Source organism: Thermosyntropha tengcongensis (assembly GCF_055381335.1).
Genome location: NZ_AP042437.1, coordinates 1338801 through 1365659, shown reverse-complemented (window position 1 = coordinate 1365659; position 26859 = coordinate 1338801). Strand labels below are relative to the sequence as shown.

General features: G+C 38.3%; 24 protein-coding genes and 2 pseudogenes. 23 read left to right on the top strand and 3 right to left on the bottom strand.

What is annotated here, in order from left to right:
- Window positions 1-168: 168 nt before the first annotated feature.
- The 15 genes and pseudogenes from ACZ42E_RS06480 to ACZ42E_RS06410 all read left to right on the top strand — a co-directional run bounded on the left by ACZ42E_RS06480 (window position 169) and on the right by ACZ42E_RS06410 (window position 15872).
- Window positions 169-1782, top strand: coding sequence for a flagellin N-terminal helical domain-containing protein (locus tag ACZ42E_RS06480; protein ID WP_464891537.1), 1614 nt, complete (start codon window positions 169-171; stop codon window positions 1780-1782).
- Between the two features lie 141 nt (window positions 1783-1923).
- On the top strand, window positions 1924-3837 hold the full coding sequence (locus ACZ42E_RS06475; RefSeq protein WP_464891536.1) for a motility associated factor glycosyltransferase family protein: 1914 nt from the start codon (window positions 1924-1926) through the stop codon (window positions 3835-3837).
- A complete protein-coding gene (locus ACZ42E_RS06470) occupies window positions 3812-4972 on the top strand; it encodes an N-acetyl sugar amidotransferase (protein WP_464893501.1) in 1161 nt (386 codons plus the stop codon). The genes ACZ42E_RS06475 and ACZ42E_RS06470 overlap by 26 nt, the downstream gene beginning before the upstream one ends.
- A gap of 21 nt (window positions 4973-4993) precedes the next feature.
- Window positions 4994-5977 (top strand): NAD-dependent 4,6-dehydratase LegB, encoded by a 984-nt coding sequence (locus tag ACZ42E_RS06465; RefSeq protein ID WP_464891535.1) that lies wholly within the window; start codon window positions 4994-4996, stop codon window positions 5975-5977.
- An 82-nt stretch (window positions 5978-6059) separates the two neighbouring features.
- Window positions 6060-7115 (top strand): sugar phosphate nucleotidyltransferase, encoded by a 1056-nt coding sequence (locus ACZ42E_RS06460; protein WP_464891534.1) that lies wholly within the window; start codon window positions 6060-6062, stop codon window positions 7113-7115.
- The gene (locus ACZ42E_RS06455) at window positions 7105-7764 is read left to right on the top strand and encodes an acetyltransferase (RefSeq protein ID WP_464891533.1); all 660 of its coding nucleotides are present in this window, start codon (window positions 7105-7107) and stop codon (window positions 7762-7764) included. The genes ACZ42E_RS06460 and ACZ42E_RS06455 overlap by 11 nt, the downstream gene beginning before the upstream one ends.
- Window positions 7739-8737, top strand: coding sequence for an N-acetylneuraminate synthase (gene neuB / locus ACZ42E_RS06450; protein WP_464893500.1), 999 nt, complete (start codon window positions 7739-7741; stop codon window positions 8735-8737). Before ACZ42E_RS06455 ends, neuB begins: the two co-directional genes overlap by 26 nt.
- Complete coding sequence (gene neuC, locus ACZ42E_RS06445; RefSeq protein ID WP_464891532.1) at window positions 8734-9900, top strand: UDP-N-acetylglucosamine 2-epimerase; 1167 nt, start codon at window positions 8734-8736, stop codon at window positions 9898-9900. The genes neuB and neuC overlap by 4 nt, the downstream gene beginning before the upstream one ends.
- Window positions 9901-9916: 16 nt before the next feature.
- On the top strand, window positions 9917-10921 hold the full coding sequence (locus ACZ42E_RS06440; RefSeq protein WP_464891531.1) for a Gfo/Idh/MocA family protein: 1005 nt from the start codon (window positions 9917-9919) through the stop codon (window positions 10919-10921).
- On the top strand, window positions 10908-11867 hold the full coding sequence (locus tag ACZ42E_RS06435) for a Gfo/Idh/MocA family protein (protein ID WP_464891530.1): 960 nt from the start codon (window positions 10908-10910) through the stop codon (window positions 11865-11867). Before ACZ42E_RS06440 ends, ACZ42E_RS06435 begins: the two co-directional genes overlap by 14 nt.
- Entirely contained in the window at window positions 11864-12631 is a 768-nt protein-coding gene (locus ACZ42E_RS06430; RefSeq protein ID WP_464891529.1) for an acylneuraminate cytidylyltransferase family protein, read from the top strand. The genes ACZ42E_RS06435 and ACZ42E_RS06430 overlap by 4 nt, the downstream gene beginning before the upstream one ends.
- Before the next feature lie 102 nt (window positions 12632-12733).
- Complete coding sequence (locus ACZ42E_RS06425) at window positions 12734-12940, top strand: hypothetical protein (protein WP_464891528.1); 207 nt, start codon at window positions 12734-12736, stop codon at window positions 12938-12940.
- A 4-nt stretch (window positions 12941-12944) separates the two neighbouring features.
- A complete protein-coding gene (locus ACZ42E_RS06420; RefSeq protein WP_464891527.1) occupies window positions 12945-13874 on the top strand; it encodes a hypothetical protein in 930 nt (309 codons plus the stop codon).
- A gap of 135 nt (window positions 13875-14009) precedes the next feature.
- Window positions 14010-14546, top strand: a complete 537-nt coding sequence (locus ACZ42E_RS06415; protein ID WP_464891526.1) for a hypothetical protein — start codon at window positions 14010-14012, stop codon at window positions 14544-14546.
- A gap of 70 nt (window positions 14547-14616) precedes the next feature.
- A pseudogene (locus ACZ42E_RS06410) lies at window positions 14617-15872 on the top strand (IS3 family transposase).
- Between the two features lie 226 nt (window positions 15873-16098).
- Here ACZ42E_RS06410 and ACZ42E_RS06405 read toward each other — a convergent pair.
- Together ACZ42E_RS06405 and ACZ42E_RS06400 are read right to left on the bottom strand one after the other, a co-directional pair.
- Window positions 16099-16386, bottom strand: a complete 288-nt coding sequence (locus ACZ42E_RS06405; protein ID WP_464891525.1) for a hypothetical protein — start codon at window positions 16384-16386, stop codon at window positions 16099-16101.
- 112 nt (window positions 16387-16498) lie between these two features.
- Window positions 16499-16663, bottom strand: coding sequence for a hypothetical protein (locus ACZ42E_RS06400; RefSeq protein ID WP_464891524.1), 165 nt, complete (start codon window positions 16661-16663; stop codon window positions 16499-16501).
- 385 nt (window positions 16664-17048) lie between these two features.
- On the opposite strand from ACZ42E_RS06400, the gene ACZ42E_RS06395 reads away from it, so the two are divergent.
- Both ACZ42E_RS06395 and ACZ42E_RS06390 read left to right on the top strand, forming a co-directional pair.
- Window positions 17049-17303, top strand: a complete 255-nt coding sequence (locus ACZ42E_RS06395; RefSeq protein ID WP_464891523.1) for a hypothetical protein — start codon at window positions 17049-17051, stop codon at window positions 17301-17303.
- Between the two features lie 53 nt (window positions 17304-17356).
- Window positions 17357-18049 (top strand): hypothetical protein, encoded by a 693-nt coding sequence (locus ACZ42E_RS06390; protein ID WP_464891522.1) that lies wholly within the window; start codon window positions 17357-17359, stop codon window positions 18047-18049.
- A gap of 225 nt (window positions 18050-18274) precedes the next feature.
- Here the strand turns inward: ACZ42E_RS06390 and ACZ42E_RS06385 are convergent.
- Window positions 18275-19447, bottom strand: a pseudogene (locus tag ACZ42E_RS06385) (ISL3 family transposase).
- Window positions 19448-19649: 202 nt separating this feature from the next.
- On the opposite strand from ACZ42E_RS06385, the gene ACZ42E_RS06380 reads away from it, so the two are divergent.
- The 6 genes from ACZ42E_RS06380 to ACZ42E_RS06355 all read left to right on the top strand — a co-directional run bounded on the left by ACZ42E_RS06380 (window position 19650) and on the right by ACZ42E_RS06355 (window position 26822).
- Entirely contained in the window at window positions 19650-20564 is a 915-nt protein-coding gene (locus tag ACZ42E_RS06380) for a GGDEF domain-containing protein (RefSeq protein WP_464891521.1), read from the top strand.
- Between the two features lie 193 nt (window positions 20565-20757).
- A complete protein-coding gene (locus ACZ42E_RS06375; RefSeq protein WP_464891520.1) occupies window positions 20758-21297 on the top strand; it encodes a hypothetical protein in 540 nt (179 codons plus the stop codon).
- 14 nt (window positions 21298-21311) lie between these two features.
- On the top strand, window positions 21312-21833 hold the full coding sequence (locus ACZ42E_RS06370) for a hypothetical protein (protein ID WP_464891519.1): 522 nt from the start codon (window positions 21312-21314) through the stop codon (window positions 21831-21833).
- Entirely contained in the window at window positions 21830-24676 is a 2847-nt protein-coding gene (locus tag ACZ42E_RS06365) for a hypothetical protein (protein ID WP_464891518.1), read from the top strand. Before ACZ42E_RS06370 ends, ACZ42E_RS06365 begins: the two co-directional genes overlap by 4 nt.
- 31 nt (window positions 24677-24707) lie before the next feature.
- Complete coding sequence (locus tag ACZ42E_RS06360; protein ID WP_464891517.1) at window positions 24708-25616, top strand: hypothetical protein; 909 nt, start codon at window positions 24708-24710, stop codon at window positions 25614-25616.
- A 252-nt stretch (window positions 25617-25868) separates the two neighbouring features.
- The gene (locus ACZ42E_RS06355) at window positions 25869-26822 is read left to right on the top strand and encodes a LysR substrate-binding domain-containing protein (RefSeq protein ID WP_464891516.1); all 954 of its coding nucleotides are present in this window, start codon (window positions 25869-25871) and stop codon (window positions 26820-26822) included.
- Window positions 26823-26859 lie beyond the last annotated feature (37 nt).

The following is a 26859-nucleotide window of genomic DNA, read 5'->3' as shown; positions in this document are numbered from 1 at the left end:
CAGCTTTTTAAGAATTTTTTCAAAAACCCCTAAAGTTTCTCCCCTTCTTTCCGATAATATACCCAGAAGCCAGAAAGGCTTGATTAAACCTTGCAGTATCCCGGGAATTGCAGGTTTAAAAAAGGCGAAAAGGGAAGTTCGCTAAAAATTTCAAAGGAGGGAATCTTAATGATAATTAACCACAACCTTATGGCGATGAACACCCATCGTCAGCTTTCACTCAACAACCTGGCATCCCAGAAATCCATCGAAAAGCTCTCTTCCGGCTTCCGGATTAACCGGGCAGGGGATGACGCAGCAGGGCTGGCTATCTCTGAAAAGATGAGAGCCCAGATAAGGGGTCTCAATATGGCCTCCAAGAACTCCCAGGATGCTATTTCCCTTATTCAGATAGCTGAAGGAGCCCTTAACGAAACCCACGCCATACTGCAGAGAATGAGAGAGCTGGCGGTTCAGGCAGCCAACGACACCAATGTGGCTGTAGACCGTGCGGAAATCCAGAAGGAGATTAACCAGCTTACCTCGGAAATCAACCGTATAGGCAACACTACCGAATTCAACACCATGAAGCTTCTCAACGGGACTTTGACCAAGCAGGTAGCCTCTACGGAGGAAGTTTTAAATGCTGGTTCCCGGACTGTTTTATATGCTACTGGTGTAAGTGGCGATTCTAAACTTATGAATGCCTTGAAACAGATAACAGTAAGTAACGGAGATTTTTCTTCTGCAGTTGACAGTGCAGGCGATACTATTGTGATAGAAAAAACTTCTACCGGCTTGACAGTGAAATTGGATGCTACTGCTACTTCTGGCGCATCTTTTTCAGCTGTGGATACTGTAACTGCTGACAGCAATGGAAATTATGTTTATAACAACCATGGAGTTTCCTTTAGTATTTCTGCTGCTGATTTCAGCACTATATCTAATGGAGCTACTATAACGGTTAATGTGACTGGTACAGGAACTATTTCCACTTTAAACGACTGGAGCAGTAATGCTAGCGGGCAGGTTACTATTAGCAGTGGAATAACTGTGGCTCAAACTGCTGATAACAAAAATATACGCAGTGTTTGGGTAGAAGCTACATCTTCTGGAATAACTGTCAAATTGCTAAATAGCACGGATACATCTTCAGCAACGGTAATCCATGAGGATTATAAGCTTGTAACTGCTCTAGGAACTACTTACAGCTTTTCTGCCCATGGAATCAGTTTTGATGTAAAAATTGGTTCCACTGGCGGTGCCATAAGTGCCATTGGTAATTTCAGCTTAACAAGCCTGGGAACTACTACCAATGTATTGAGTTATAATGATAACTCCCTTAAATTCCAGGTAGGAGCCAATGAGAAACAGGCCATGGTGCTGGAGATTTCCGATATGAGGTCTTTGGCCCTGGGCATTTCCAGCGCAACTGCGGGCAGCGCTTTTGTATCTACCAAGACGGTTACCAATGGTACTGACAATGTAGAGGTTGAGTATGCCCTTGATGTATCGACCCATACCAAAGCGGCAGGTGCCATAACTATCATCAACAACGCTATTGAGAAAGTATCTGCCGAAAGGTCCAAACTGGGGGCTGTTCAGAACCGACTGGAACACACCATCAAGAACCTGGATACTTCTGCTGAAAACCTGCAGGCTGCCGAGTCCAGAATAAGAGACCTTGATATGGCAAAAGAAATGATGAACTTCACGCGCAACAACATACTCCAGCAGGCAGCGACCGCTATGCTGGCGCAGGCGAACCAGGCTCCCCAGACTGTACTCCAGCTTCTCAGATAGCTTAAGGAATATTTGCAAAAGCCGTCCTTATTCAGAAGGGCGGCTTTTTTTGTAAATGGCAAGGTTATTTTTGTTTTTGGGCTAAAGAAAAAGGGCTACCATGCGATATAATAAATATGAATTTTAAAAAAGGTGGTTAATATGTTGAAAAAAGTGCAGGAAGCCAATAAAATCCTGAAAGTCAATATGCAGGCATTGTGGGACAGGTATCCGGAAATAGCGGCCCGGCTGGAAAATGTTCCGCTGGGCAGGGATTTTGAAATATCAGCGACCGGTAAAAAAAGGTATGTAAATGTATATTGCAGAAAAGGCGGTTTTTATTACTACGATTATGAAAATCCCCTGGAGGATGTCGAAAAACAGCTTCAGGAACTGAATTTGAAGAATGCCAAGATAGCTGTTTTTCTGGGCTTCGGTTTGGGATATGAAGTGGACTATTTTGCCAGAAATATGGCGGAAAAGCTGGGAACCCAGAGGATTATAATCGTGGAAAGGGATATGGAGCTTTTTAAAACAGCCCTTGCCATGTTCAACTATGTCCCCATGATGTACGATAAAAATATAAAACTGCTGGTGGGAGTAGAGGAGGATAAGCTTTTTACCACTATTGAGAAAATATTGCATGAGCCTAATAACATATTTTATATAAAAGCCATGAAGCCGGTTTACCACCTTTCTTCCTTCAGGCTACACAGGGAATACTACATGAAAGTTATCTCTGCCCTGAAGGAGAGTACGCTTTATGTATTGAGCTTTTACGGCAATTCTCCCCATGATTCCCTTATCGGGGTTGAGAACATGCTGGCAAATGTAAATGAGATTGTAAGAAACCCCGGCATCAACCTGCTCTATGATAAATTCAAGGATAGACCGGCTGTGGTAGTGGCAACAGGACCTTCTCTCAATAAAAACAAGCATCTGCTGAAAGGCTTGGAGAACAGGGCCCTCATCATAGCTGCTGATGCTTCGCTGAGGATACTTCTGGATATGGGGATAAAACCGCATATTGTCACTTCTTTGGAGCGGGAAGAAGAAACCGTTGGTTTGTTGGAAGGTTTTACCGAAAAAGAAGTGGAAAATGTGTATCTGGCAGCCTGCCCGGTGGTGCAGCCGAGGATGTATGAAGTATATCCGGGTCCCCGTATTATAGTTTACAGGAATTTTGACCATTTCCGGTGGCTTAATGTAGAAAGGGGGATTCTGCCCATAAAGCATTCAGCTGGCAATATGGCTTTTAAAGTGGCGGAAGCTTTGGGCTGCAACCCTATAATCCTTATCGGGCAGGATCTGGCTTACAGCCGGGACGGCAAAACCCATGCAGCTGGAACTCTTTATGGAGATGAACAATCTTATTTTGTGGATGCTGACAAGTTTTATGTAATGGGAAATGACGGGCAGCCCATACTTACCAACCGCACCTGGAACGAATTCCGGCTGGGGTATGAAGTGGATATAGCTGAATACAAAGGCATCTGCATAAACAGCACTGAAGGAGGGGCTTATATAAAAGGGACTGTATGTATGCCTTTCAGCCAGGCAATAGAGAAATATATAAACGAAGATTTTTATCCCCTGCAGATTATAAGAGAGAGCCTGGCTTCCTTTACGGCTGATAATATAGAGGAAGATTTGCGGAAAGTCAGGGCCAGGATAGAAGAAGCCAGGGAACACCTGGAACAGATGATGGAATATGCCAGAGAAGCTTTTAACCTTTTGCGCAGCAAGGAAGCCGAGCTGGCAGAAGTTCTGGAAGGTGAGGGGGAAACAGGATTATTTGCGAGGGAAGATTTGGCGGAAGTTTACAGAAAGGTTATGGAAAGAAAAATGCAAATATTTTCGCTGCAGCCGACTATGCAGCTTTTCCTTATGCATATAATCCAGTCCTATCATATAAAATTTCATATTGATATAAACGAAATGCCTGATTATTATGAAGGGGAAAAACTGGTGGCTGCTCAACTCCTCTATCATATCAAGTGGTTTGCGGTTATGCATGATATTATCGGGATATGTATTGAAAGATTGGATAATGCTCATAAAAATTTATTTTGTTAATTTAAAGGAAGGAGGATTTAATATGAAATACTGCCGCAAATGCGTGATGCCTGATACGCGTCCAGGTATAGTATTTGATGATGAAGGGGTTTGTAGTGCTTGCAGGCACCATGAAAAGAAAAAGTATGTTAACTATGAAAAAAGGTTTGAAGAATTAAAGAAACTATGTGATAGATACCGTTCAAAAAATGGTGAATATGATTGTATCATAGCGGTTAGCGGAGGGAAAGATAGTCATTTTCAGGTACATGTCATGAAAGAGAAAATGGGCATGCATCCTTTGCTGGTTACCGTTGAAGATAATATGACTATGACTGAGGCTGGTAAAAGCAACTTAAAAAACATTTCTGAAGAATTTGGATGCGATATAATCTCATTAAAACCAAATATAAAAGTGCAGAAAAAGATAATGAGAAAAACTTTTGAAAAATATGGCAAACCCACCTGGTTTATTGACCGTTTAATATACACCTATCCTCTTCATATTGCTTTAAAATTCAATATTCCTTTAGTAGTTTATGGTGAAAATGTAAGTTACGAATATGGCGGTGTTGATGATGAAGAAACTTATTCAGCTAGAAAGCAGATTTATAATGGGGTAGCTTCAGATATACCGTGGGAAGAGCTTATAGATGAAGAGGTATCAATGAAGGACCTGGTCTTATTAAAAGCGCCTGAACCAGAGGAAATGGAAAGCCTGGAGCCTATATATCTGAGTTATTTTGTAGAGTGGAACAGTTATAAAAACTATCTTTTTGCTAAAAGCAGAGGCTTTAAAGATTTAAAAGGAGAATGGAGAAGGACTAATCATATCGAAGATTTTGACCAGGTTGATAGTATTGGATATTTGATACATCCATGGCTAAAATATCCTAAATTTGGGCACTCAGTAGCTACTGATTATGCTTCTAGGTTTATAAGATATGGGCTAATAAGCAGAGATGAAGCTATTGAGCTGGTGAAAAAGCATGACCATGACCTTGACCAGAAAATAATAGATGACTTTTGCTCTTTTGTAGGCTATTCACGCAGTGAATTCTGGAGTATTGTTGAGAAATTCTATAATCGGGAGATATTTGAAAAAGACGCAATGGGTAGATGGGTATTGAAAAAACCTGTCGGCAGTATAGATTAAGCTTATAAGGTGGAATCAGACATGTTTTCTAAAATCCTGGTAACGGGAGCAGATGGCTTTATAGGAAGCCATCTGGTAGAAGAGCTTGCAGGAAGAGGATACAGGGTAAAAGCTTTTGTATTGTACAATTCATTCAATTCCTGGGGATGGCTTGACACCTTCCCGCAGGATGTTTTGAAAAAAATAGAAGTAGTTGCCGGTGATATAAGGGATCCAGGTGGAGTACGGCAGGCTATGCGGGATGTAGATGCAGTTTTTCATCTGGCAGCCTTGATTTCTATTCCCTTCAGCTATCATTCACCTGACTGCTATGTTGACACCAATATAAAGGGAACTCTAAATGTGCTGCAGGCAGCCAGGGACTTAAAAACTTCCCGGGTTTTAATTACGTCCACTTCCGAAGTGTATGGGACAGCACAGTATGTGCCTATTGATGAAAGGCATCCTTATCAGGGACAATCCCCTTATTCGGCAAGCAAGATAGGGGCGGACAGACTGGCGGAAGCTTTTTACCGCAGCTTTGACCTGCCGGTAACTATTGTTAGGCCTTTTAACACTTATGGCCCCCGTCAATCAGCCAGAGCTATCATACCTGCCATAATAGTACAGCTTCTTGCAGGGAAAAGAGAGATAAAACTTGGCTCTCTTAGCCCTACCAGGGACTTTAACTATGTCAAGGATACGGTAAATGGCTTTATAGCAGTAGCTGAAGCGGAAAAAACCATCGGAGAAGAAATAAATATAGCGACTCAAACCGAAGTTTCCATAGGCCAGCTGGCGGAGATGCTTATCAACAAAATTAATCCTGAAGCCAGGATAGTTTGTGATGAAGAAAGGATAAGGCCGGAAAAAAGCGAAGTTAACCGGCTTTTGGGATCCAATGAAAAAATAAAAAGGCTCACCGGCTGGCAGCCCGGATATACTCTGGAAGAGGGGCTTGATGAGACTATAGAATGGTTCAGGCATAATCTTATGAGATACAAGGCAGATATATACAATATTTAGATTAAGTGAAATTATAAATTATCATATAGTTCGAATCGCCAAAAACTTGCTGATTTATCCCTGAACGGGAGGGTTATTGGGTTTGGAAGAGATAAACATAAAAGACTTTATGATAGAAGAAGAAAGTTCGATGCTTGAGGCGATGCAGCTTTTAGACAGGGTAGCCCGAAAAGTTTTGCTGGTGGTAAGAGAGGGCAGATTAGTTGCCACCCTGACAGATGGGGATATAAGAAGGTGGATTTTAAAAAAAGGGGATTTGGGGGCTAAAGTAAAAGATATAGCCAACTACAATCCCAAATATTTAAGAGAACACGAAAAAAACCGGGCGGGCAAGTTCTTGAGGGAAAACTCCATAGAGGCGGTACCTATCCTTAATGAAAATAATGAAATCATATCCATAGTATTGTGGACCGATGAAGAGATAGGAACCAAAAAACAACTGGATGTGCCGGTGGTCATAATGGCAGGAGGTCTGGGCACCAGGCTTTATCCCTATACCAGAATATTGCCAAAACCTTTAATTCCAGTAGGGGAAATACCTATTACCGAACATATAATAAACCGGTTTGTAGATTGTGGCTGCCGCAGTTTTTATCTTATAATCAACTACAAAAAAAACATGATAAAAGCTTATTTTAATGAAATGAAAAAGGATTTTGAAATTTTTTATATTGAAGAAGAAAAGCCGCTGGGCACAGGGGGAGGGCTAAGCTTATTAAAAGGCCAGATAAATTCTACATTTATAATGTCCAACTGTGATATCTTGATTGAGGAAGACTATTATAAGATTTACGAACACCATAAGAACGAAAAAAACTTGATAACCATGGTCTGCTCGCTTAAAAACCTGAAGATACCTTACGGAGTTATTGATATAGATGAAAAGGGCCAACTGGTAAATATAAGAGAAAAGCCGGAAAATTCATTTTTGGTTAATACGGGAATGTATATAATAGAGCCGGAGGTCATAGAAAAAATGGAATATAATAAATCTGTTGACTTTCCGGAAGTTATAAAAAAATATTTAAAACAGGGAAGAAAAATTGGCATCTATCCCATAAGTGAAAACAGCTGGCTTGATATGGGACAATTTGACGAACTGGAAAAAATGAGGAGAAAATTAGGTTATGAAGAATAAAAAAATTTTACTGATTGGCGGTGGCGGGCACTGCAATTCGGTACTGGATAGCCTTCTTGACAGCCAGGAATTTTCGCAAATAGGCATAATAGACATAAAAGAAAATATTGGCAAAGATATTATGGGGGTTTCTATAATTGGATGCGATGATGATATCCCCTATTTTTTCAGGCAAGGTTATGAGTATGCCTTTGTGACATTGGGAGATAAATTGAAGCTTAAAATATCTCTTTTCAATTTACTGGAAAAAACGGGATTTATAATACCCAATATTATAGATCCTTCTGCAGTAGTGAGCAGAAACGCTTTTATAGACAAAGGGGTTTTTATCGGCAAACATGCTGTAATAAATGCAGGTGCAGTAATTAAAAAAGGTGTTATCATAAACACAGGGGCAATTGTAGAACATGACTGTGTGATAGAAGAATTTGTCCATATTGCCCCAGGCGCTGTTTTGTGTGGTGGAGTTCAGGTGGGAAGGTTTACTCATATAGGGGCTAATAGCACTGTAAAACAGCAGTTGAAAATAGGTGATAACTGCATTATTGGCATGGGAAGCGTTGTTGTAAAAAACATAGGAGACAGAGTAGTGGCTTACGGGGTTCCTTGCAGGGAGGTAAAGCCTGTTGAAGGTTTATATAATTGCTGAAGCAGGAGTTAATCACAATGGAGATATTGAACTGGCCAGGAAAATGGTTGATGAGGCCAAAAAAGCGGGAGCAGATTGCATAAAATTTCAGACCTTTATTGCGGAAAAAGTTGTATCCAGGAATGCGAGAAAAGCTGACTATCAGTATAAAAACAGTGCAGGGAATGAAACCCAGCTGGAAATGATAAAAAAGCTGGAATTATCTTTCGGTGAATTTAAAGAACTTCATAGCTATTGCCAGCAGAAAAAAATAGATTTTCTATCAACTCCTTTTGATCTGGAAAGCATAGATTTCCTGGCAGGCCTGGGGCTTGCCAGATGGAAAATACCTTCCGGGGAGATCACCAATTTACCATATTTGCTGAGAATAGCCAGATACAAAAAACCGGTAATACTCTCTACCGGCATGAGTACGATAGAAGAAATAGAAGCAGCAGTTGATGTGCTGAAAACCGGCGGCATTGAAGATATAACTTTACTGCACTGCAATACTGAATATCCTACCCCTTATGAAGATGTAAACCTTAAAGCGATGGTGACCATGCAGGAGATATTCAAACTCCCTGTAGGATATTCAGACCATACTCTGGGGATAGAAGTGCCGGTGGCAGCTGCAGCTCTGGGAGCAACAGTAATAGAGAAACATTTTACTCTTGATAAAAACCTTCCCGGGCCAGATCACAAAGCAAGTTTGGAGCCGGAGGAACTGGGAAAAATGGTGCAGGCAATAAGGAATATAGAAAAAGCTTTAGGAGATGGGGTAAAAAAACCCTCTCCTTCTGAAATAAAAAACCTTCATGCAGCACGCAAAAGTATTGTGGCCAAAAGGAGTATAAAAAAAGGAGAAATATTTACGGAAGAAAATATAACTGTAAAAAGGCCGGGCAGCGGAATAAGTCCCATGAAATGGTTTGAAGTTTTGGGTAAGGCAGCCAAAAGAGATTTTGCAGAAGATGAGCTGATTGAAATATGAGAAAAAATATATGTGTAGTAACAGCCAGCCGGGCAGAATACGGGCTACTAAAACCTGTAATAAAGAAACTGAAAACGGAACCGGAATTTAATGTGGATGTTGTGGCAACAGGAGCCCATCTTGCTTCGGAATTTGGGTTAACTTACCGGGAAATAGAAAAAGATGGGATAGAGATTGATGAAAAAATTGAGATATTGTTGAGCGGGGATACTGCTGTATCAGTTACCAAAGCTATGGGACTGGCTTTAATAGGTTTTGCTGACTATTTTATGCGCAAAAAACCAGATTTGCTTATACTGCTGGGGGATAGATATGAAACCCTCGCGGTAGCTATTGCAGCTTTCAATCAGCGGATTCCCATAGCTCATTTATATGGAGGAGAAGTTACAGAAGGTGCTTTGGATGATGCTATTCGTCATGCGATAACCAAATTGAGTTATTTGCATTTTACAAGTACTGAAGCTTATCGGAGAAGAGTAATCCAGCTGGGAGAATCACCGGAACGTGTTTTTTGCGTGGGAGCCATCGGGATAGAGAATGTTCTTAATACCAGGCTTCTTAGTAAGGAAGAACTGGAAAAAGTTTTAGGCTTTTCCCTTGATAAACCGTATGCGGTAGTTACCTTTCACCCGGTTACTTTAGAGGAGCAGACAGCTGAGAAGCAGATAAGAGCCTTGCTTAATGTATGCAGGGAATATAAAGATATAAATTTCATATTCACCAAAGCTAATGCTGATGAAGGCGGGAGGATTATAAACCAGATAATTGACCAGTTTGCCCGAGAAAACGCTAATGTAAAAGTTTTTGATTCTTTGGGGAATGTTAACTATCTGAGCGCGCTTAAGTATTGCGCAGCAGTAATAGGAAATTCTTCAAGCGGCTTGATAGAAGCACCCAGTTTGGGCATACCGACGGTCAACATAGGGGATAGGCAAAAAGGTAGGATGCAGGCGGCAAGCGTTATCAGCTGTAAACCTGAAGAAGGAGATATAAGAAGGGCTGTTGATATTGCTTTAAGCCAGGAATTTAGAGAAAAGGCCAAAAAAGTGACCAACCCTTACGGAGATGGCAGAACATCGGATAAAGTTGCTGGGATAATAAAAGATTTTTTGATTAACAGGAAGATAGACTTAAAAAAGAAGTTTTATGATATTTTTGGCTAAGGAGGAATAAGTTTAATTGCGGGTACTTGTTGTCGGATTAGGTTCCATGGGAAAACGTCGAATCAGGCTTCTTAAACAAAAATATGCTGATGAGGTGGATATAATTGGCGTAGATTTAAGAGAAGATAGAAGAATTTTTTGTCAGGAAGAGTATAATATAATGGTTTTTTCCTCATTGGAAGATGTTTTGGATAAATTTGACATAAAAGCTGCTTTTATATGTACTTCTCCTTTGTCGCATGGCAGGATAATAAATAAGTGTTTAAATAAGGGTATACATGTTTTCAGCGAGCTTAACCTGATTGCTGATGAATTTTACCACAAAAATATTAAATTGGCAGAAGCGAAAAAATGTGTCCTGTTTGCTTCTTCTACTTTGCTTTATAGGAAAGATATAGAGATCATAAATGAATATGTAGTGAATTTAACTAAACCGGTAAATTATATTTATCATGTAGGCCAGTATTTACCTGACTGGCATCCGTGGGAAGACTACAAGGATTTTTTTGTCGCTGACCGGCGCACCAATGCATGTCGCGAAATTATGGCAATAGAGTTTCCCTGGATTATTGAGGTTTTTGGGGAAATAGATTTTTGGAATGTCTTCTCCGATAAGATGAGCGGTTTAGATATAGAATACAATGATAATTTTTTTATATTTATCAAACATAGAACAGGTAATAAGGGATTATTAGAGATTGATCTTGTATCCAGAAAAGCAGTCAGAAATTTAGAAGTATTTGGAGAAGAATTATATTTGAGCTGGGATGGAAAACCTGAAGGATTAAGATTATATGATTTTACCGAAGGGAAAGAAAAATTATTGAATGTTTACCCTGTTATTGACAGAAATAAAGGATATTCTGAATTTATAGTTGAAAATGCTTATATGAGGGAAATAGAGATTTTTTTTGAGGCAGTGGCAGGCAAAAAAGAACTTGTAAAATATGATATAAACAAGGAAAGAGAAGTTATAAATCTTATGGATAAGATAGAGGGAAGAGTGTATGAAAAACTATAAAATTGCTATAGTAGGCCTGGGATCCATTGGTAAAAGACACTTGATAAACCTGGGGAAAATAGCCCGGGAAAACCAGATGTCTTTTTCTATTGATTTGATACGCAGTCAGAGAAGATATGATGATATTGAAAGCGATTATTTAAGGTTGGTTAATAATATTTATTTTTATGATGATAATTTTGCAGATGATTATTATGATGTTATTTTTATCACTAATCCTACTTTTTTACACTATGATACTATAAAAAAATTTTCATCCAAGACTAAACATATGTTTATTGAAAAGCCAGTTTTCCACGATTGTGGATTGTCTCTTGATGAATTGAACTTAAAAGAAAATTCTGTTTATTATGTAGCTTGCCCTTTAAGATATAGCAGTATTATAGAATATTTGAAAAATAGTATAGTAGGAAGGGAAAAAATATATAGTGTGCGAATTATATGTTCCAGTTATTTGCCTGATTGGAGACCAAATGTAGATTATCGTAAAATTTACAGTTCATACCGTGACAAAGGTGGAGGAGTTGTATTAGATTTAATACACGAATGGGATTATGCATGTTATTTATTTGGCTATCCCAAACATGTAAGTTGTATGAGAGGGAAATACTCTCATTTGGAAATTGACAGTGATGATCTGGCAGTATATTTGGCTGAATATGATAACATGTTGCTGGAAATTCACCTGGATTATTTTGGTAGAAAGGCTTTGAGGCAAATAGATGTATTGACAGAAGAGGAAACTATAACAGCGGATATAATCAATGGGAAAATAGACTTTTTGAAAGAGGGAAAGACCATCTCTTTTTCGGAAACTAAAGATGATTTTTATTTGAAAGAATTGAAATATTTTTTTGATGTGCTGGAAGGTAAGAAAGAAAACATGAATTCTATTTATAATGCAGTAAAGGTTTTGAAAATTGCTTTGGAAGGTAATGCAAAATGAAGATTTTGTTTACATTGTGTGCCAGAAAAGGTTCTAAAGGGTTAAAAAATAAAAATTTATTAAGTTTTGTAGGTTACCCCTTACCTTTTTATACTATTTCAGTAATAGATTTATATGCCAGAAAAAATTTAGATGTAGATATTGATATAGTTTTGAATACAGATTCTATTCAATTAATTGATATTATCAAGAACAATATAAAAATTAAAATTGACTTTATCGAAAGAAAATTAAGTTTGGCTGGCGATAATGTACCTAAAATCGAAGTAATTAGAGATAGTTATTATTTAATGGCTGATGCCAGGAAAAAAGAGTATGACTATATAGTTGATTTGGATTTTACTTCTCCTCTTAGAACATTACAGGATTTAGAAAATTTAATCGAAAAAAGAAGAAATTCGCATGCGGATGTGGTTTTTAGCGTTACTAAAGCAAGAAGAAACCCTTATTTTAACATGGTTAAAAAATTAGATAATGGATATTATGGAAGGGTAATCAACTCTAATTTTAATGCCCGGCAGGAAGCACCTGCTGTTTTTGACATGAATGCCTCAATGTATGGATATTTGCCAGGTTTTTTGAGGAGTAAAAAAGGAATTTTTGATGGAACTTGCGACATTGTTGAAATGGTTGATAGTGGTATACTGGACATAGATGATGAAGAAGATTTTGAGCTTATGCAGGTAGTAGCAAAATATTTTTATGATACGAAGAAAGATTACAGGTTAATCAGGGATAATATTGAAAAAATCCTGATAAACTGAAAACTGAAAAATAGACTTATTAAACAATAGATATCAAAATGTCTCTATACCTGTTAATTTCACAATAATCAGGCGAATAATTTTTTATGGGAGGGTGTATTTATGAAACATATTTTTTTGGATATGATTTTTGAATATGATTTACCTGAGATTAATAATGGGGATTTTAATCTAGAATATGGTTATGACAGAATCAAAGGATATTGGGTTGATAAAGAAGGTAATCCATGTATTTTTGATCCTAATTTTTCAAAACCTCGAACTAAAAAAGCAGATATTGAAACGGGGGAAGATTTAAAAGGTGAGTAGGCATGTGGATTATTTGATTATATCTAGGAAAGAAGATTTTACTTCTGATATAGTTTGTGTGGCTTTACGAAATTTTACGAAAAATTATTTGAGAGTTAACAGGGATGAACTAGCTTTGTATAAGATATTTTGGGATATTAGCAATGAAATGAGATTATTTATAATTATTGATGAAGAAGAATACATAATAGATGAAAAAATTAAGGGAGTTTATTATAGAGCTCCTGTTTTTTTGAGAAACTTTTTAAATGCTTCTGTGGAGGAGCAAATATCTAAAACTCAATGGATGGCATTTATAAAAAATTTAATATATTATGAAGATGCCATTTGGATAAATAATCCTGTAGCAACATATAAAGCTGAGAACAAGATGTTGCAGCTAAAATATGCCAAAAAAATAGGGTTTAAAATACCAGAGACTTTTGTTGTTAATCATTTATGTGAACGAATAAGAGATGATAGAGTATATGCTCTTAAATCTATTGATACTCTTTTTTTGAAATACATTGATAAGGAAGCTTTTTTATATACAAACATGATAAATGGAAATAAATTAAAATATTATAATTTGGATATGGCGCCTATAGTTTTGCAGAGTTTTTTAAGACCGAAAATTGATATTAGAGTTACAGTTATAAATGAAAATGTTTATTCCGTGAAAATAGTTAAAAATGGTATGCCGATAGAAGGCGATTGGAGAAAAGAAAAAGATAGTGTAAATTTTGTAGAGTGTGATTTACCAGATGAAATAAAAGATAAGTGTATTGAGATGGTTAAAATGATGGGACTTATTTATGGAGCAATAGATTTGGCGCTAGTAGATAACGAGTATTATTTTTTAGAGTTGAATCCTACAGGAGAGTGGGCTTGGTTAAAAGAAATTAATGGATTTGATATAGATGAAAAGATTGTGGAGGTTTTGATTAACAAATGAGTTTGTGGTTTTTAAAATCTTTAAAAAATTTTACAACAAAAATAAAATATGTGATGAATAGTGTGTTGGCGTTTTTTGCATCTTTATTTCTTTTTTTTTTGGGATAAACATTTTAATGGCAAAATATTAAAAAAATTGGAAATAATTAAAAAAACTGATGAAGAATCTTTTTACGATTTGGAATTAAATTTTTTAGGAAATATAAGGAGAATCTCTTTAAAAAAGATAAAAGAAAGATACGAAAAGAGCTTTGAAACAAAAAAAATTTTAGAAGAAAAGGCAAAAACTAATGTTGTGATTTTTACATTATTGACAACAGCTCTATCTATTTTTTCTTCAGAATTCCAGGATGTTAGCAATTTTGAATGTACGATATGGTGGCTTTTTAAAATGATGGTTGTTATTCTTATGATGTCCTATATGATTTTTGGTGCAATTAAAACTTTTGATGTTTTAATGAATAAAAATGTAATATATTTAGTCGATGATGATATTGATTCTTTTAGTAAGAGAAAACAGAAATCAAAATATGCTAAAGCTATTGAAATAAATGAATATTATAATCTTTTAAGAAATAATCGTATTTTTTTAGGCTATTTATGTATAAGAAATTATTTAATTTTTTTACTTGTTTATGTTTTTATAAAGTTTATAGAGGTACTGTCTATTTAGCCCCCTAAAACCTTTGGAGAAAATCTGTCTAATTATGATAACCTTTAAGTTAAATGGGGGTAGATTATTAATGAGCGGTAAAAAGCAGTACAGTGATGAGTTAAAAGAACAAATCATTAAAGAATATCAGGAAACAGGCAATGTAGCTATTGTAGCCCGGCGCTATAATATTTCATCCAACACTATTCATTCCTGGAGTAAAAAATATTGCAAAACCGGGTCTATGAAAACCTTACCCAGAGGCGAAAAGGATAGAAATAAAATCCTGGAAAAGCAGCTTCAACAAGTAAGCATTGAAAACGACAGGCTAAAAAGATTACTGCTAAAGAATTAGAACTTGCTATTTTAAAAGAGTTGGCTAATACCAAAAACCTGAGGTGAAGGCAGAGTTAATATAGCCAGAAGGTGGATAGAAAAAGGATATAAAACCTGTAAAGTCCTTAACTCTGCCTAAATAACCTCATCCACCTATTATGCTTATATAAAGAAAACTGAAAAAACAACTTTAGATATAGGAACTAATCCCGAAAAAAGGGGCCGTCAAAAACCGGAGTATTCCCTAAATAAGGCTGGTGAAAAAATAAGCGATGAAGAAATAAAAGAAAAAATAATCTTTATAATCTCCGGTGATGGTTTTCCCGGTGGATATAGAAAAATAAACGCAGTGCTAAGGGAGCAATATGGCATAGTGATAAACCATAAGAAGACTTACAGGTTGAGCAGGGAGCCTGGCATTCTAAAACCCCAGAGAAAAATATATCCCAAAAAGCCAGGGAAGTTAGCCAGAAAGCAAGAGATTACTGGTTCTAATCAATTATGGGAAATAGATATAAAATACGGTTACTTACAGGAAGCCCAAAAATTTTTCTATCTGGTATCGATAATAGATGTTTTTGAACGCATGATTGTAGATTATCACCCGGGATTAAACGCAACTGCTTCAGACGTCAGCCGTTTGCTTAAAAATGCCCTGCCCAGGAGAGGTTTATTGCCGGGAAGCAATAGGCCAGTAATAAGGACTGGCAATGGGCCGCAGTTTATGGCAGCAAGCTTTGAAAAACATGTCAGGAATTAAAGCTGATTCATGAGAGAATACCTGTAAAAACCCCTGATATAAATGCCCATATAGAAGCATTTCATTCTATTTTGGAAGAAGAATGCTGTGCCTGTAATGAATTTTTAAATTTCAGGGAAGCGTATGAAATTATCAGCCAGTATATAGAGTATTATAACAACTGGAGAATACATGGAAGCTTAGGATACCATATCCCTGCTGATTCTTATGAACTTAACAGGGATAGAGACATTTCGATACAGGTTGCTTAATAGACTTATCCTTTCAGCAGGCTAATTTTATGTAATTTTTAAAGAGTATTAGATTTAGACAGATTTTTTACATTAATAAGGGGCCAATGCGACCTTTCAGGGGATATTTAAGTATTTATAATATAAGGCTAAGGCGGCAACTGGTAATTTTTTTACTGATTGCAGTCTGTTATGGCTTTGAAACAGGCAATTATTTTTACCTAGCTGCTTGTTTTGAAAAACAGTTTTATTCATGGTGGATTAAGTAAAATTTGCTCCATTTAATTTTAAACCCGTCGTTATTAATATCCTCAAAACTCATAACTTCTTCAGCTTCTGCTATCAAAACATTCTCGCACAATATCCCTGTTGAGGTATCTGGCTCTACATACCGGCAGCAGCCATTAACCAGCTGTCTCCTGTCCATATCAAAAGGATAATAGGCATTAAGAACTCTGGTTTTTAAATCTTTTGTTCCATCCTGGTTTGAGAGCTTATTATCCTTTTCTATCCTGGCTTCTTTTTCAGCTTCCAAATTGGAAGCCTTTTTTCATCTTTTATAAAGTTTTCTGCATTCTGCGGCTTTATGTGATTTAAGGCAATATAACAATTTTTCGGCAAGTTTTCCCACATCAATATATCTTTGCTCAGGAATCTAATTTTAAAGGCAGCAGACCCCGATAAAAAGATAAAAATTTTTTATCAATATAAAATACCCCTTGCGAAGGCCTGGAAGCAGAAGCTTCCAGAACAGCCAGGCTTATCTGGTAGTAATAAGAGGTTCCATCCGGGTTAAATGTATAGACATCCATGAGCCCTTTATCATTTGCACCTGCCCAGGTCCCGATAAGCCTGACTTCCGTCTTCCGCAGCGGTGAAAGCCAGCATAAAAATACTCCCCTGCTGCCAGTCTGATAAAAAACATATACAATGCTTTCCAGGATTTTTTATAAATATATCATAAAATTTATTTATCTGATCTAATAAAAAAATATTATATTATTTTTTTTAGAAATAACCCTAAAAACAATCAGTTTATTTCATTTAGAGAAAAACAAATATTTAAAACAAAAATATATGTAACAAATTTAAAGGAGGTGGTAAATATGTTTAGAAATGTATATTAATAAAACATATATACTTAAAATGGTTAGTGTAGTAAAAATTAATAATTTTAAATAAGGAGGTATACTTTAAATGTCAGATATTAATATTAAAAATTATTTTGAAGAAATAAACAAATTTGAAGCCAAACGTTCATATGAGTTAGGCCGGAAAAAGGAAAAGGAACAGCTAGAAGAATACAGGTTTACAATGCGAATATACAACTTAATTGAAAATACTTACGAAGATAAAAAAGATAAAATAAAGCTATATAACAATCTAATGAAAATTCTGGCTAAAAATAAAGAAGTAATTAATGAATCAGCAGACAAAATGTTTAATTCCTAAAAATTTTCATAATTAAATTACCAAAATAACCATGGAAGGAGGGATTTAATGTTATGATTTTGAAAAAAGATTATCTGGCAAATATTTTAAATATTCCTTATAATCATAAATTGACTATTTTTACTTCAAATAAGGACAAAAACAAAATAGAAGAAACACTAAAAATTGCTAAAACCCAAAAACTTTTATTTCATTATCAATTTAAGGAAAACGAAAACCATAAAAAACAACTTGTAGAAATTTATATAACATATGATATTATACGATATGATATTTTCAATGAAATACTTGATTTTTTCAATAATTTTTACATTGACCAGAGAATATACGCACAACTTATCGATATAATAATATCGGAACCCCCATCAGCTATGCTTGTTGATGAGGATTTAGGAATAAATATTGAAATAAACCCATTAAATATGCAGAAACTCAAACTGGCCTTAAAAATTACCGGAAACATAGAAGAAATAAACTATGCATTAAATTATGCGTTAACAGAAAAAGACTTTCTGGATCCCGAAGCAAATATTGAATTTATAAAAGATCATAACCATCCATTGTTCGAATTTTTACCAACTGAAGAGCAAAAAAGTTTATTTAATACTTATACATCATTTTTCATAATAATACCTATAAATAAAGCAAAAATATTAAAACTAAATAAATATATAATACATTTCCTAAATAATTACGGAATGGAATATAAATTAAAATTTAATTACATCCCATATACAAACTTCTAAGAAATAAAATAAAATGTATGTAGAAAATAAAAGCAATAAAGTTGCAAAAGCAAACGTATACTACTTTTATAACTAAAATTCCTCTGATCCCAATTGTAAAAGTATTCAGCCTGATTGTACTGTAGAAACCTGTGAAATATACAAATGTATATAAAATTTTTTAAAATAGGTCCTTTGTCAATAGTTGGGGGAGCAGGTAGTGGTCAAATACCTGCTGCCTTCTTTTTATGTACAGCAATGCAGTATACGATTACTAAATCTGGAGGAATTTCTATAGCCGTAACCATTGCGCTTAATAAGCTTAATTTTATTATTGAAGCCTTAAACACATCCATTCGTATAAGGCACATCAAACGAATTCAATATTTCTTCTTTCCAATTGATAATGGTATTGGCAAGATAAGAAAACTGTTCAATATTATATACTTTTACCAGCTCAAGCCAGTCATTAAGCTTTATTTCAGCGTCAGCAGAATTAACAGCGTTCACAAAATCCATAAATTTTTCTTTTAATACATATGATAATCTTAGCTTTTCATCTATACGGAGCAGATTAGCTAGTTTTATTTTATCGTTATCACTTAATTTCCTTCGATTACGGGGCAGAAGTTTCCTGTTCTTTTTTAGAAATCTACTTTTCTCATATGGCAGATCCTTTTGAATATATTTACGAACTTTATCTATAGCCCAGATACAGTTTCTTACATAGTGAAAACGGTCGATAACTATGGTTGCCTGGGGAAAAACCTTCTTTACTGCTTCTTTATAAGGTTTCCACATATCAATAACCACATATTTAACATTTTCCCGGCTGGTAAATTTTTTGAAATATTTAACCAGGAAGTCAAAGTTACGCCGGTCCAAAATATCTAAAACAACTGAGTTAACTGGATCAACTAATATACAGTGATATTTTCCTTTATCAGTAGTACCCTTGAATTCATCAATTGATATGACTTCCGGAAGTTCATTGATACTATATGAAATATAATCAAAAATTCTGGCTACCGTACTCGAAGAAATACCGAAATCTTTAGCTATAGAAGTCATGCTGTAGTTAGTTCTTAATTTTTCAATAATAGCTTCAATAAGGCGATGGGTCATTCTTTGATATTTGCCAATAAAATCAGCTGTTTCATAAAACCTTTTGCCACATTCGGTACATCTGTAGCGGCGTTTGCGGTATAACAAATATAAGGGCTTGTTTAAAAAAGGAATATCTTTTATACGTTGATACCTGTAATCATGAATTTTTATAGCCTGTGTTCCGCAAACCGGGCATTTATGAGAACTTACCGGCTTGGAAATACTTATCTCATAATAGTTATCATACTGCCTTATACTGTCGATGTTTACATCTTTCAAAAAAAGCAAATTTTTGTTAAACTGAAATTGCATTGGGAAGAATACCTCCTTTTATGTGTTTTGGGGATTATACACAGGTATTCGACCCAATGCTTTTTATTTCCCTCCTACCCCAACATTTATTATAGAACCTGAAAAATTTTTTAAAAGGTTTTTTATGTGTTTTTAAAGCCAATTATTTGTCTGCAAGCTTATAATTATAGAAAGGGATTTTTTAAAAAGGGGATAGGGGAAGATGAACAGCATTAGCCAGAATATAAAGGGTTTGGTAAGCAAACTTGCTCTTTTGGAAAGCATGTATGATTATATTCGCCTGGTAAATCCGGTGAATAAAAAGGTTATAAATGTTGTTGACAGTAAAACATATGAACTGAAAGAAGCTGCTTCTTTTCCGTGTTTCAGTTTTTGGACTCATGATGATGTATGCAGCAACTGTATTTCTATAAGGGCTTACCGTGAAAAAGAGACTTTTATAAAGATTGAGTATACGGAAGAAAAAATTTTTATGGTAACTGCTATACCGCTTGATTTTGAAGGGCAAAGCGTAGTTATTGAACTGCTGAGGGATGTTACGAGAAGCCTGGTTTTTGATAATGGGGAACCGGCCAGAAATGTTGAGATAAAAAAGCTTCTGGATGAGGCGAATGTAGCTATTGTAACAGATGAGCTTACCAGGGTTTACAACAAGAGGTATATATTAGAAAAACTGCCGGTAGAAATGGTGATGGCCAGGGTGAATGAAAAACCTCTTTCTGTAGTCATGGCTGATATAGATTTTTTCAAGAAGGTTAACGATGTTTATGGACATCTGGCGGGAGACTATATTTTAAAGGAGTTTGCCGGGATACTTAAAAACAATATACGCAATGAAAAAGATTGGGTAGCCAGGTTTGGCGGGGAAGAATTTTTGGTATGCCTGCCTGATGCGGATAAAAAAGCTGCTTTTACTGTTGCCGAAAGGATGCGAAAAGCGGTGGAAGAAGCTGTTTTCACCTATAAAGATCTTGAGCTTAAAATAACTTCCAGTTTCGGGGTATATACAATGGAGCCAGTGGATAATATCAAGGATTATGCTGAGCTTATTGAACATGTGGATGAGAATCTTTACAAAGCGAAGAAAAATGGCCGAAACTGTGTTGTTGGCTGTTAAAAAAACTGATGTATGATGTATTTTCCTCCTCTTTTTAATGGGGAGGATTTTTTATGCCTGAATGTCAATGACAAATTAGGTATCTGGATTGTTTAACGTAGAAAAAAAACATATTGTTAATTTAGCAGATTGTTTTCTTAAAAATGCCAGAAGCTTTAAAAAATCATGATTTTACATGGAAGGGGGCAGTTTTATGCAGGTTTTCCGCACGGTTTTCGGCATGATGATTAATCCATCGGGAACTTTGAAAAGTGCCTTGTCAGAAAGCCACTGGGCACTGGCTCCAGGAGTTTCTGCTCTTGCTTTTACCCTGTTTTTTCTGCAGACAGGGCTTGATTTGTATAAAACCGGGCAGAAGGGGTTTTCTTATGTTTGGCTTGCGCTGGGCAGCGGATTTTTGTATGGCCTGCTTGTAATACCGGTACTGGGGGTTATCGCATGGGGGTTTTTGAAAACTTTCCGTATGGAAAGGAACCTTAAAGACGCGGTGGCTTCGATGTGTTTAAGCTATTCGGGAGCTTTGGTGTACGGAATTATCGGCCTTATTTTTTCCCTGCTTCTGGGCTGGAAGACGGCGGTAGCTTTTGGGGTGACAGGAGTTTTGTGGGCGGTAGGGCCTATGATGGTCGGCATCCGGGAGATGAGCGGGGGGAATAATGTTTTGAGCATGGTTATTTCAGCAGCAATAAGCGTTATAGTCCTTTTTTCCTGGTCATTCTGGGGGAATCTGTAGAAGGGGGGATTTTTTTGAACTGGCTGGGAATGCTTTGTTTTGCGGTTTTGGGGATAAGCGCCTTTTCTAATCCGGTAAATCCTTTATCAGCTTATAACATAGCTTTTGGCCTTATAGCGGGATTTTTTTGGGGCTGGCTTTTTATCTTTTTTATGCGAGTTTTCTTAAGGATAGCCAACCGTTCCCTGGTTAAGGAAAAGGGGAAAGGGGAAATAAAAAAAGCGGTAGATGGGGCGCTTTTGTTTCTTGTTCCCTTTGCGGTGATGATGTTTATTGCGGTTTTTGTGCTGGGATGGTCAAATACGGCTAGCTTTGTTTCTGCTGGGCTGATGGCAGTAGGTACGGCAGCTTCTGTGGAAATAGGCAAAAAGCTGGAAAAACAGGAGATAAAAAATGTTATTGCCGCTTCCGGGGTAGCTTTCCTCTTTTCCCTGCTGTGGATTATATCTTTTAGTTTTATGAGCAAAGTGCCGGGATATATTGAAGGGGGACTTTCTATCCTGCTTTCTCTGATGGAAGGAGGGGGGGCTTTATGAAAAAATACCGCAGGATTTGCTGGGGGCTATTGTCTTTGTTTGTTTTTGTGTATGTTTTTCCCCTGGCGGTTTTGGCAGCCGGCGATGTGGTAAGGGAAGCGTCTGCTGCGGTGAGGGAAGCGCCTGTTTATGAAAGGGTGGCAGCCAAGAAAGGAAGCTGGCATACGGAACAGGTAGCTGCAGGAGATAAAGGGATAATGGCGGTAGGGTATAAAGGAAGATACGGGACTGTTTTGGAAGGAGGGGAGTTCAGGCATAAGATAAGGGATGATGTGCTTTTAACCGGGATTTATGTACCGTACAGGGAAGACGCCGGTGAAAAGGTCAGGCTTGCAATATATGACAGGCAGGGATCCAGGCTGGGGGAAGTGGAGGCTTACCGCACCTGGAACGGGGATGTATCAGGGATGGAGAAGCAAGATGCAGGAGGGGATGAGGACGATTTTGTATATGTGGCTATGCCGGAAGATAACCTGGTGCTGCCAAAGGGGGAATATGTTTTAAGGCTGGAGCCTGCTGAAGGGGCAACCGGGGAATTTCTTGTCAAAGGAAAAAGCATGGCCGGGATAGAAAGGGAGAGGGGAGATTCCTCCCAGCTGGGCCATGAAGGCATGGCAGAAGGGCAAAAAATCACTCCTGAAATGCTGGCAGGCGCAAAGAAAAGCGCCAAGCCGATGGTTTTCGCTCTGGATAAGGATTACAGGCTGGATGAGGTCCTTATCAACACTTATAACGGCGGAGAAGGGGCTCTGCCGGGAATGGTAGAGATTTATAACCAGGCAGGGCAGCTTATATGGCAGGGAAAGGCAAGCGGCTTGAGCCTGGGTGCGACAGCGAATGGAATGTGGGCAGTTTATCCCGGAATAGTTTTAAAGGCGGGAAATTACAGGATTACAGTTTCACTGCCGGAAGCAGTTTCTTATGATGAAAAGGGAGAGCCTATGTTTTATGTGAGTGTTTCGGAGGCCAAACCTTCACCTTTTGATTTTACCGGCACCTATCTGGTAGATGCCGAGGGGAGAAAGACCAGCACCCTGATGGGGCCAGTAAACGGCAGCAGCTATGTTCTCAATGGTTTTGAACTGGCAGTGCTTGAGAAAGAAGGATTTGTCGAGCTTATAGGCAGGTATAAGGGGATGCCTTTTTCCCAGAATTGTGAAGTGGTAGAGAAAACTGAGAAGATGGTAAAAGCCAGATTTTCTTTCTCTGCCAGCTTGAGCGCGGAAGAGCGGATAAGCGCTGAAGGCACAGTGATTTTGTCCCGCAAGGGAGGAGAAAAAGCTTTTATAAATATTAGCGGCAATGCCTATTATACCCGGGAAGGTTCATCAAAAAGGGGAGCTGATGCCAACACTTATGTTTTCAAGGCGCAGGGGAATATGGTAAGAAAAGACCTGCCGCCTTTTGTGGCAACAGTTTTGGGAAGTACAGGCAGTGTGGGCAATATACCTGGCCCTGACAGCGCCGCTCAGGCAGCAGCGGGAATCCTTTTTCCACCTCTGGTAGGTCTGGTGGTAAATGTGCTCCAGGAAGCCAGAAAGGCCAGGGAGGAACGGGAAAGAGAGGCTAAAAAGAAAAGGGTGCGGGATAAAAGCTGGTATAAGGCAAAGTATCCTAATGCTTCCGATGAAACCCTAGCCATGATTATGCTGGCAGATGCCATGGCCAATACCGATGAGCCTGACGAGGAAGATGCTTTTTCAGCCGGGGATGATGAAAAAGGGCAGATTTCAGGGGATAGCACCTATGATGAGGGATATGAGGAAGAAGAGGCCGAAGAGATAGCGCAGGAAGAGCCTGAAGGCGCAGAAACGCCGGACAGCTGTGATTACGGCAGGGAAAATAGCAAACATGATGTAGTGCAGGAAGAAAGGACAGAAAAAAATATACCGGGAGAAACTCCGCTTGAAACTATGGAAATTACAGATCCCCTGACCGGGAATACCTTAACTTATGTAAAAGATCCAGCTTCTGGGGAATGGTATGATCCCCAAACCGGCTTTGTCTTCAGTGAAGACCGCTTGCGGGACGCGCAGCGCGGGAAAGAGTTCCAGGAATTTTATAATAAACAGGACCGCATGAAAAATCAGGAACCAGACCCTTATATGAAAGAAGCTATGGAAGAGATAAATAACCGCTTCAAGCAGGAAGAGTTCAAAGAAGCTATGCGGAGAAAGTATGGAACAAGAGATGATAGCGAGATAATGCGGATTATCAGGGAAAGGCAGGAGAAGGAAAGGGAAGCTTTCGACAGATGGCAGAGGATTGGCGACATAGCCCAGGTGATGGAAACGGGAGGCAAGGTTGTTCAGGTAGGGGCTGATGTAGCTATTGACGGCCTGGCAGCTGTTACTCCGGGAGGAAGCAAGGTGCGCGCGGTATATAAGCTAGTCAAAGGGATAGCCGGATCTGCAGCTGACAAGGGGTTAAACGCGGGTTCTCTGGTAGAAGGGGCTATCAAGGGAACAGCTGATGCCGGATTGGATTATATTGAAGGCCCGGTAAAAGGCGTTAATCCAGCCCTGATAAAAGCGGGAATATCAGTAGCCGGGGAAACGGCAGGTTCCACAGCCGGGGCAGCTTTAAGAGGCGAAAACTGGAAGGCTGCAGGTATGCAGGGCCTGGTGGATGGAACCCTGAAAGCCGGAGTGGGGACTATTACCGATAAACTCACCAGCAGCGCTCCTCCTGTAAAGCTTCCCGAAGGTCCGGTCAATATACTGTCGACCAGCAAACATGTCCTGGTTAACAAAGGAAGCCTTACCAGGATTGCGAGCGGCCTTACTGATGAGTTTGTGGTAAAACCGGTGGTGGGAGATCCCATCAAGAAGGCCCTGGAATAGGCTGATATTTGAGTAAGGAGGGGAATAGAAGATGAATTTTACCTTGCGTGAACTTAAGTTTCTGGGCAGTTTTTTTGCAAATAGCAATCCCCTTGGTTTTTTTAACAATATAAAGGCTGAACTAGAGGGGGATGAAGAGGAACTGTTAAAGGGAAAAGGGGTATTGGCAGACGGCAGGGTGGAAGATAGCCTGGCTGATATCCTTAAGACGGCGGCTGATCCCGAGAAATGCGCCCGTCTGGTGTTAGAGACCCCCTTTCTGGTTGTGGAAAAATACACTTACAGGAAAGGGGATAGGCTGGTCCTGCTTGAAAACCGGATGGGGGATGTGGGGATTGAGCCTTTGGATAGCCTGGAGCCGGTGATGGCTGAGTTGATACATTTTACCGGCCTTTCAGATATTAAAAATGCTGGCATAGATGTGGTTCTGGATAAAGAGGAGACTCTGGCATTCTTAAGCCTCATAGACTGGCGGCGCAGGCAGGCAATGGGCAGCTACTGGGGGGAAAGGGAGGAAAAAGAAGAGGTTGCTATTGGAGAAATTGCAGGCATGATGCAGAGCCTTTTGCCAAACAGCCTGCTTAAGATGATGGTCAATAACTACCGTTATGAACTTCCTCCCCGGGATAAAATCCCTCTCATTATGCAAAGGCTTGAGGAGAAAGGGGTAATAGATGGTGAGGCAAACGGGGGGATATATAAGCTTAAAGGGCAGTATGCCCTGCTGGGGCAGCTTTTTCTGCTTCCCCGGAGCATTGCTGTCCTTGAGATGCTTATAAATGACAAAAAGGAAGGGCTTATAAGCAGCGGATGCCTGCTGGTAAGTGCAGGACTTTATGATAATCTGCTTTTTATGTTCGATGAGGACAGTATCCGCATAAGTACGGTAACCAGCCGGACAGTGCTGGAGATTATGGAAGAGATGCTTATGCTGAAATAAAATGGGCTATATTGTAATATATAGAATAATATTCTATTTTATGGTATAAATTTCTTATATATTATTGCTATTTGCTAGAAAATGTAATAAAATTTAGTAATAACAGAATATAGATAAAATTATTACTTGGCAGGATTTATGCTTGCAAGATCTATGCTTCGGTATAAAAGATTTATGTTATGAAGCATAGATTTTTTTATCTCCAGAAAAGGTTTATAGAGAAAAAAACTTAAGAACGGGGAGGGGTTATGGATGAATATCGAGCAATTTGAAATTTTCAGGACTATTGCCCAGGTAAGAAGTTTCACCAGAGCGGCCAAGCTCCTTAATTTTACCCAGCCGGCAATAAGCACCCAGATTAAGCTTCTGGAAAAATACTACAATGTCGAGCTTTTTGAGCGGGGGAGCGGAGGGGTAAAGCTTACGGAAGCAGGCAGGAAGTTTTACGAGTATGGGGAAAAGATACTGGAGCTTTTTGCAGAAATGGAAAGGGAACTTGCGAGAATAAGCGGTTCGTCCAGAGAAGTTATAAAACTGGGGGCTACTTATTCTCCCGGCAACTATTTTTTGCCTTCAGCCATAAGGTTTTTTAAAACTCAAAACCCTGATGCTTATATAAGGCTTAATATAGCGCAGTCTGAAGAAATCATAGAAGCCTTGAGGGAAAGAAGCCTTGATATAGGGGTAATAGAAGGGGATATAAGCAGTACCCTGGATATAGAAAGGCACAAGGTTTCTGCCAACAAGCTGGTTCTGGTAGCCCCCAACAACCGTAGATGGCGGGAGGTTGAAAATATAAATATTGAGGAATTGAGGAAAGAACCTTTTATTACCCGGGAAGAAGAATCCAGCCTGCGCTATTTTTTTAATTCTTATCTGAAAAGCGTGGGATATGATTTGAGCAACCTTAATATTGTGATGGAGATAACCAGCTGGGAAGGCATGAAACAGGCTGTTTTGAACAACATAGGATTGGCTATAATCCCTTATCCGGTAGTGGAAAGGGAGATTAAAGAGGGAAGGCTTAAAGAGCTGAAACTGGAAGGGGAAGATATCAGGTTCAGCTGGGATACTGAAGTTATAGTCCGCAAAGGGGAAAGCCTTAATGGTTTAAAAAAGGCGTTTCTTGATTTTCTCCTTTCCCCTTCCATGGTGTGGACTTCAGAAGGGGAATATATCGAAAAGAACAAGATGCTTTTTATCTAGCATTTATATGGAAAATAAAAAAGGGAAAACCCCCTTT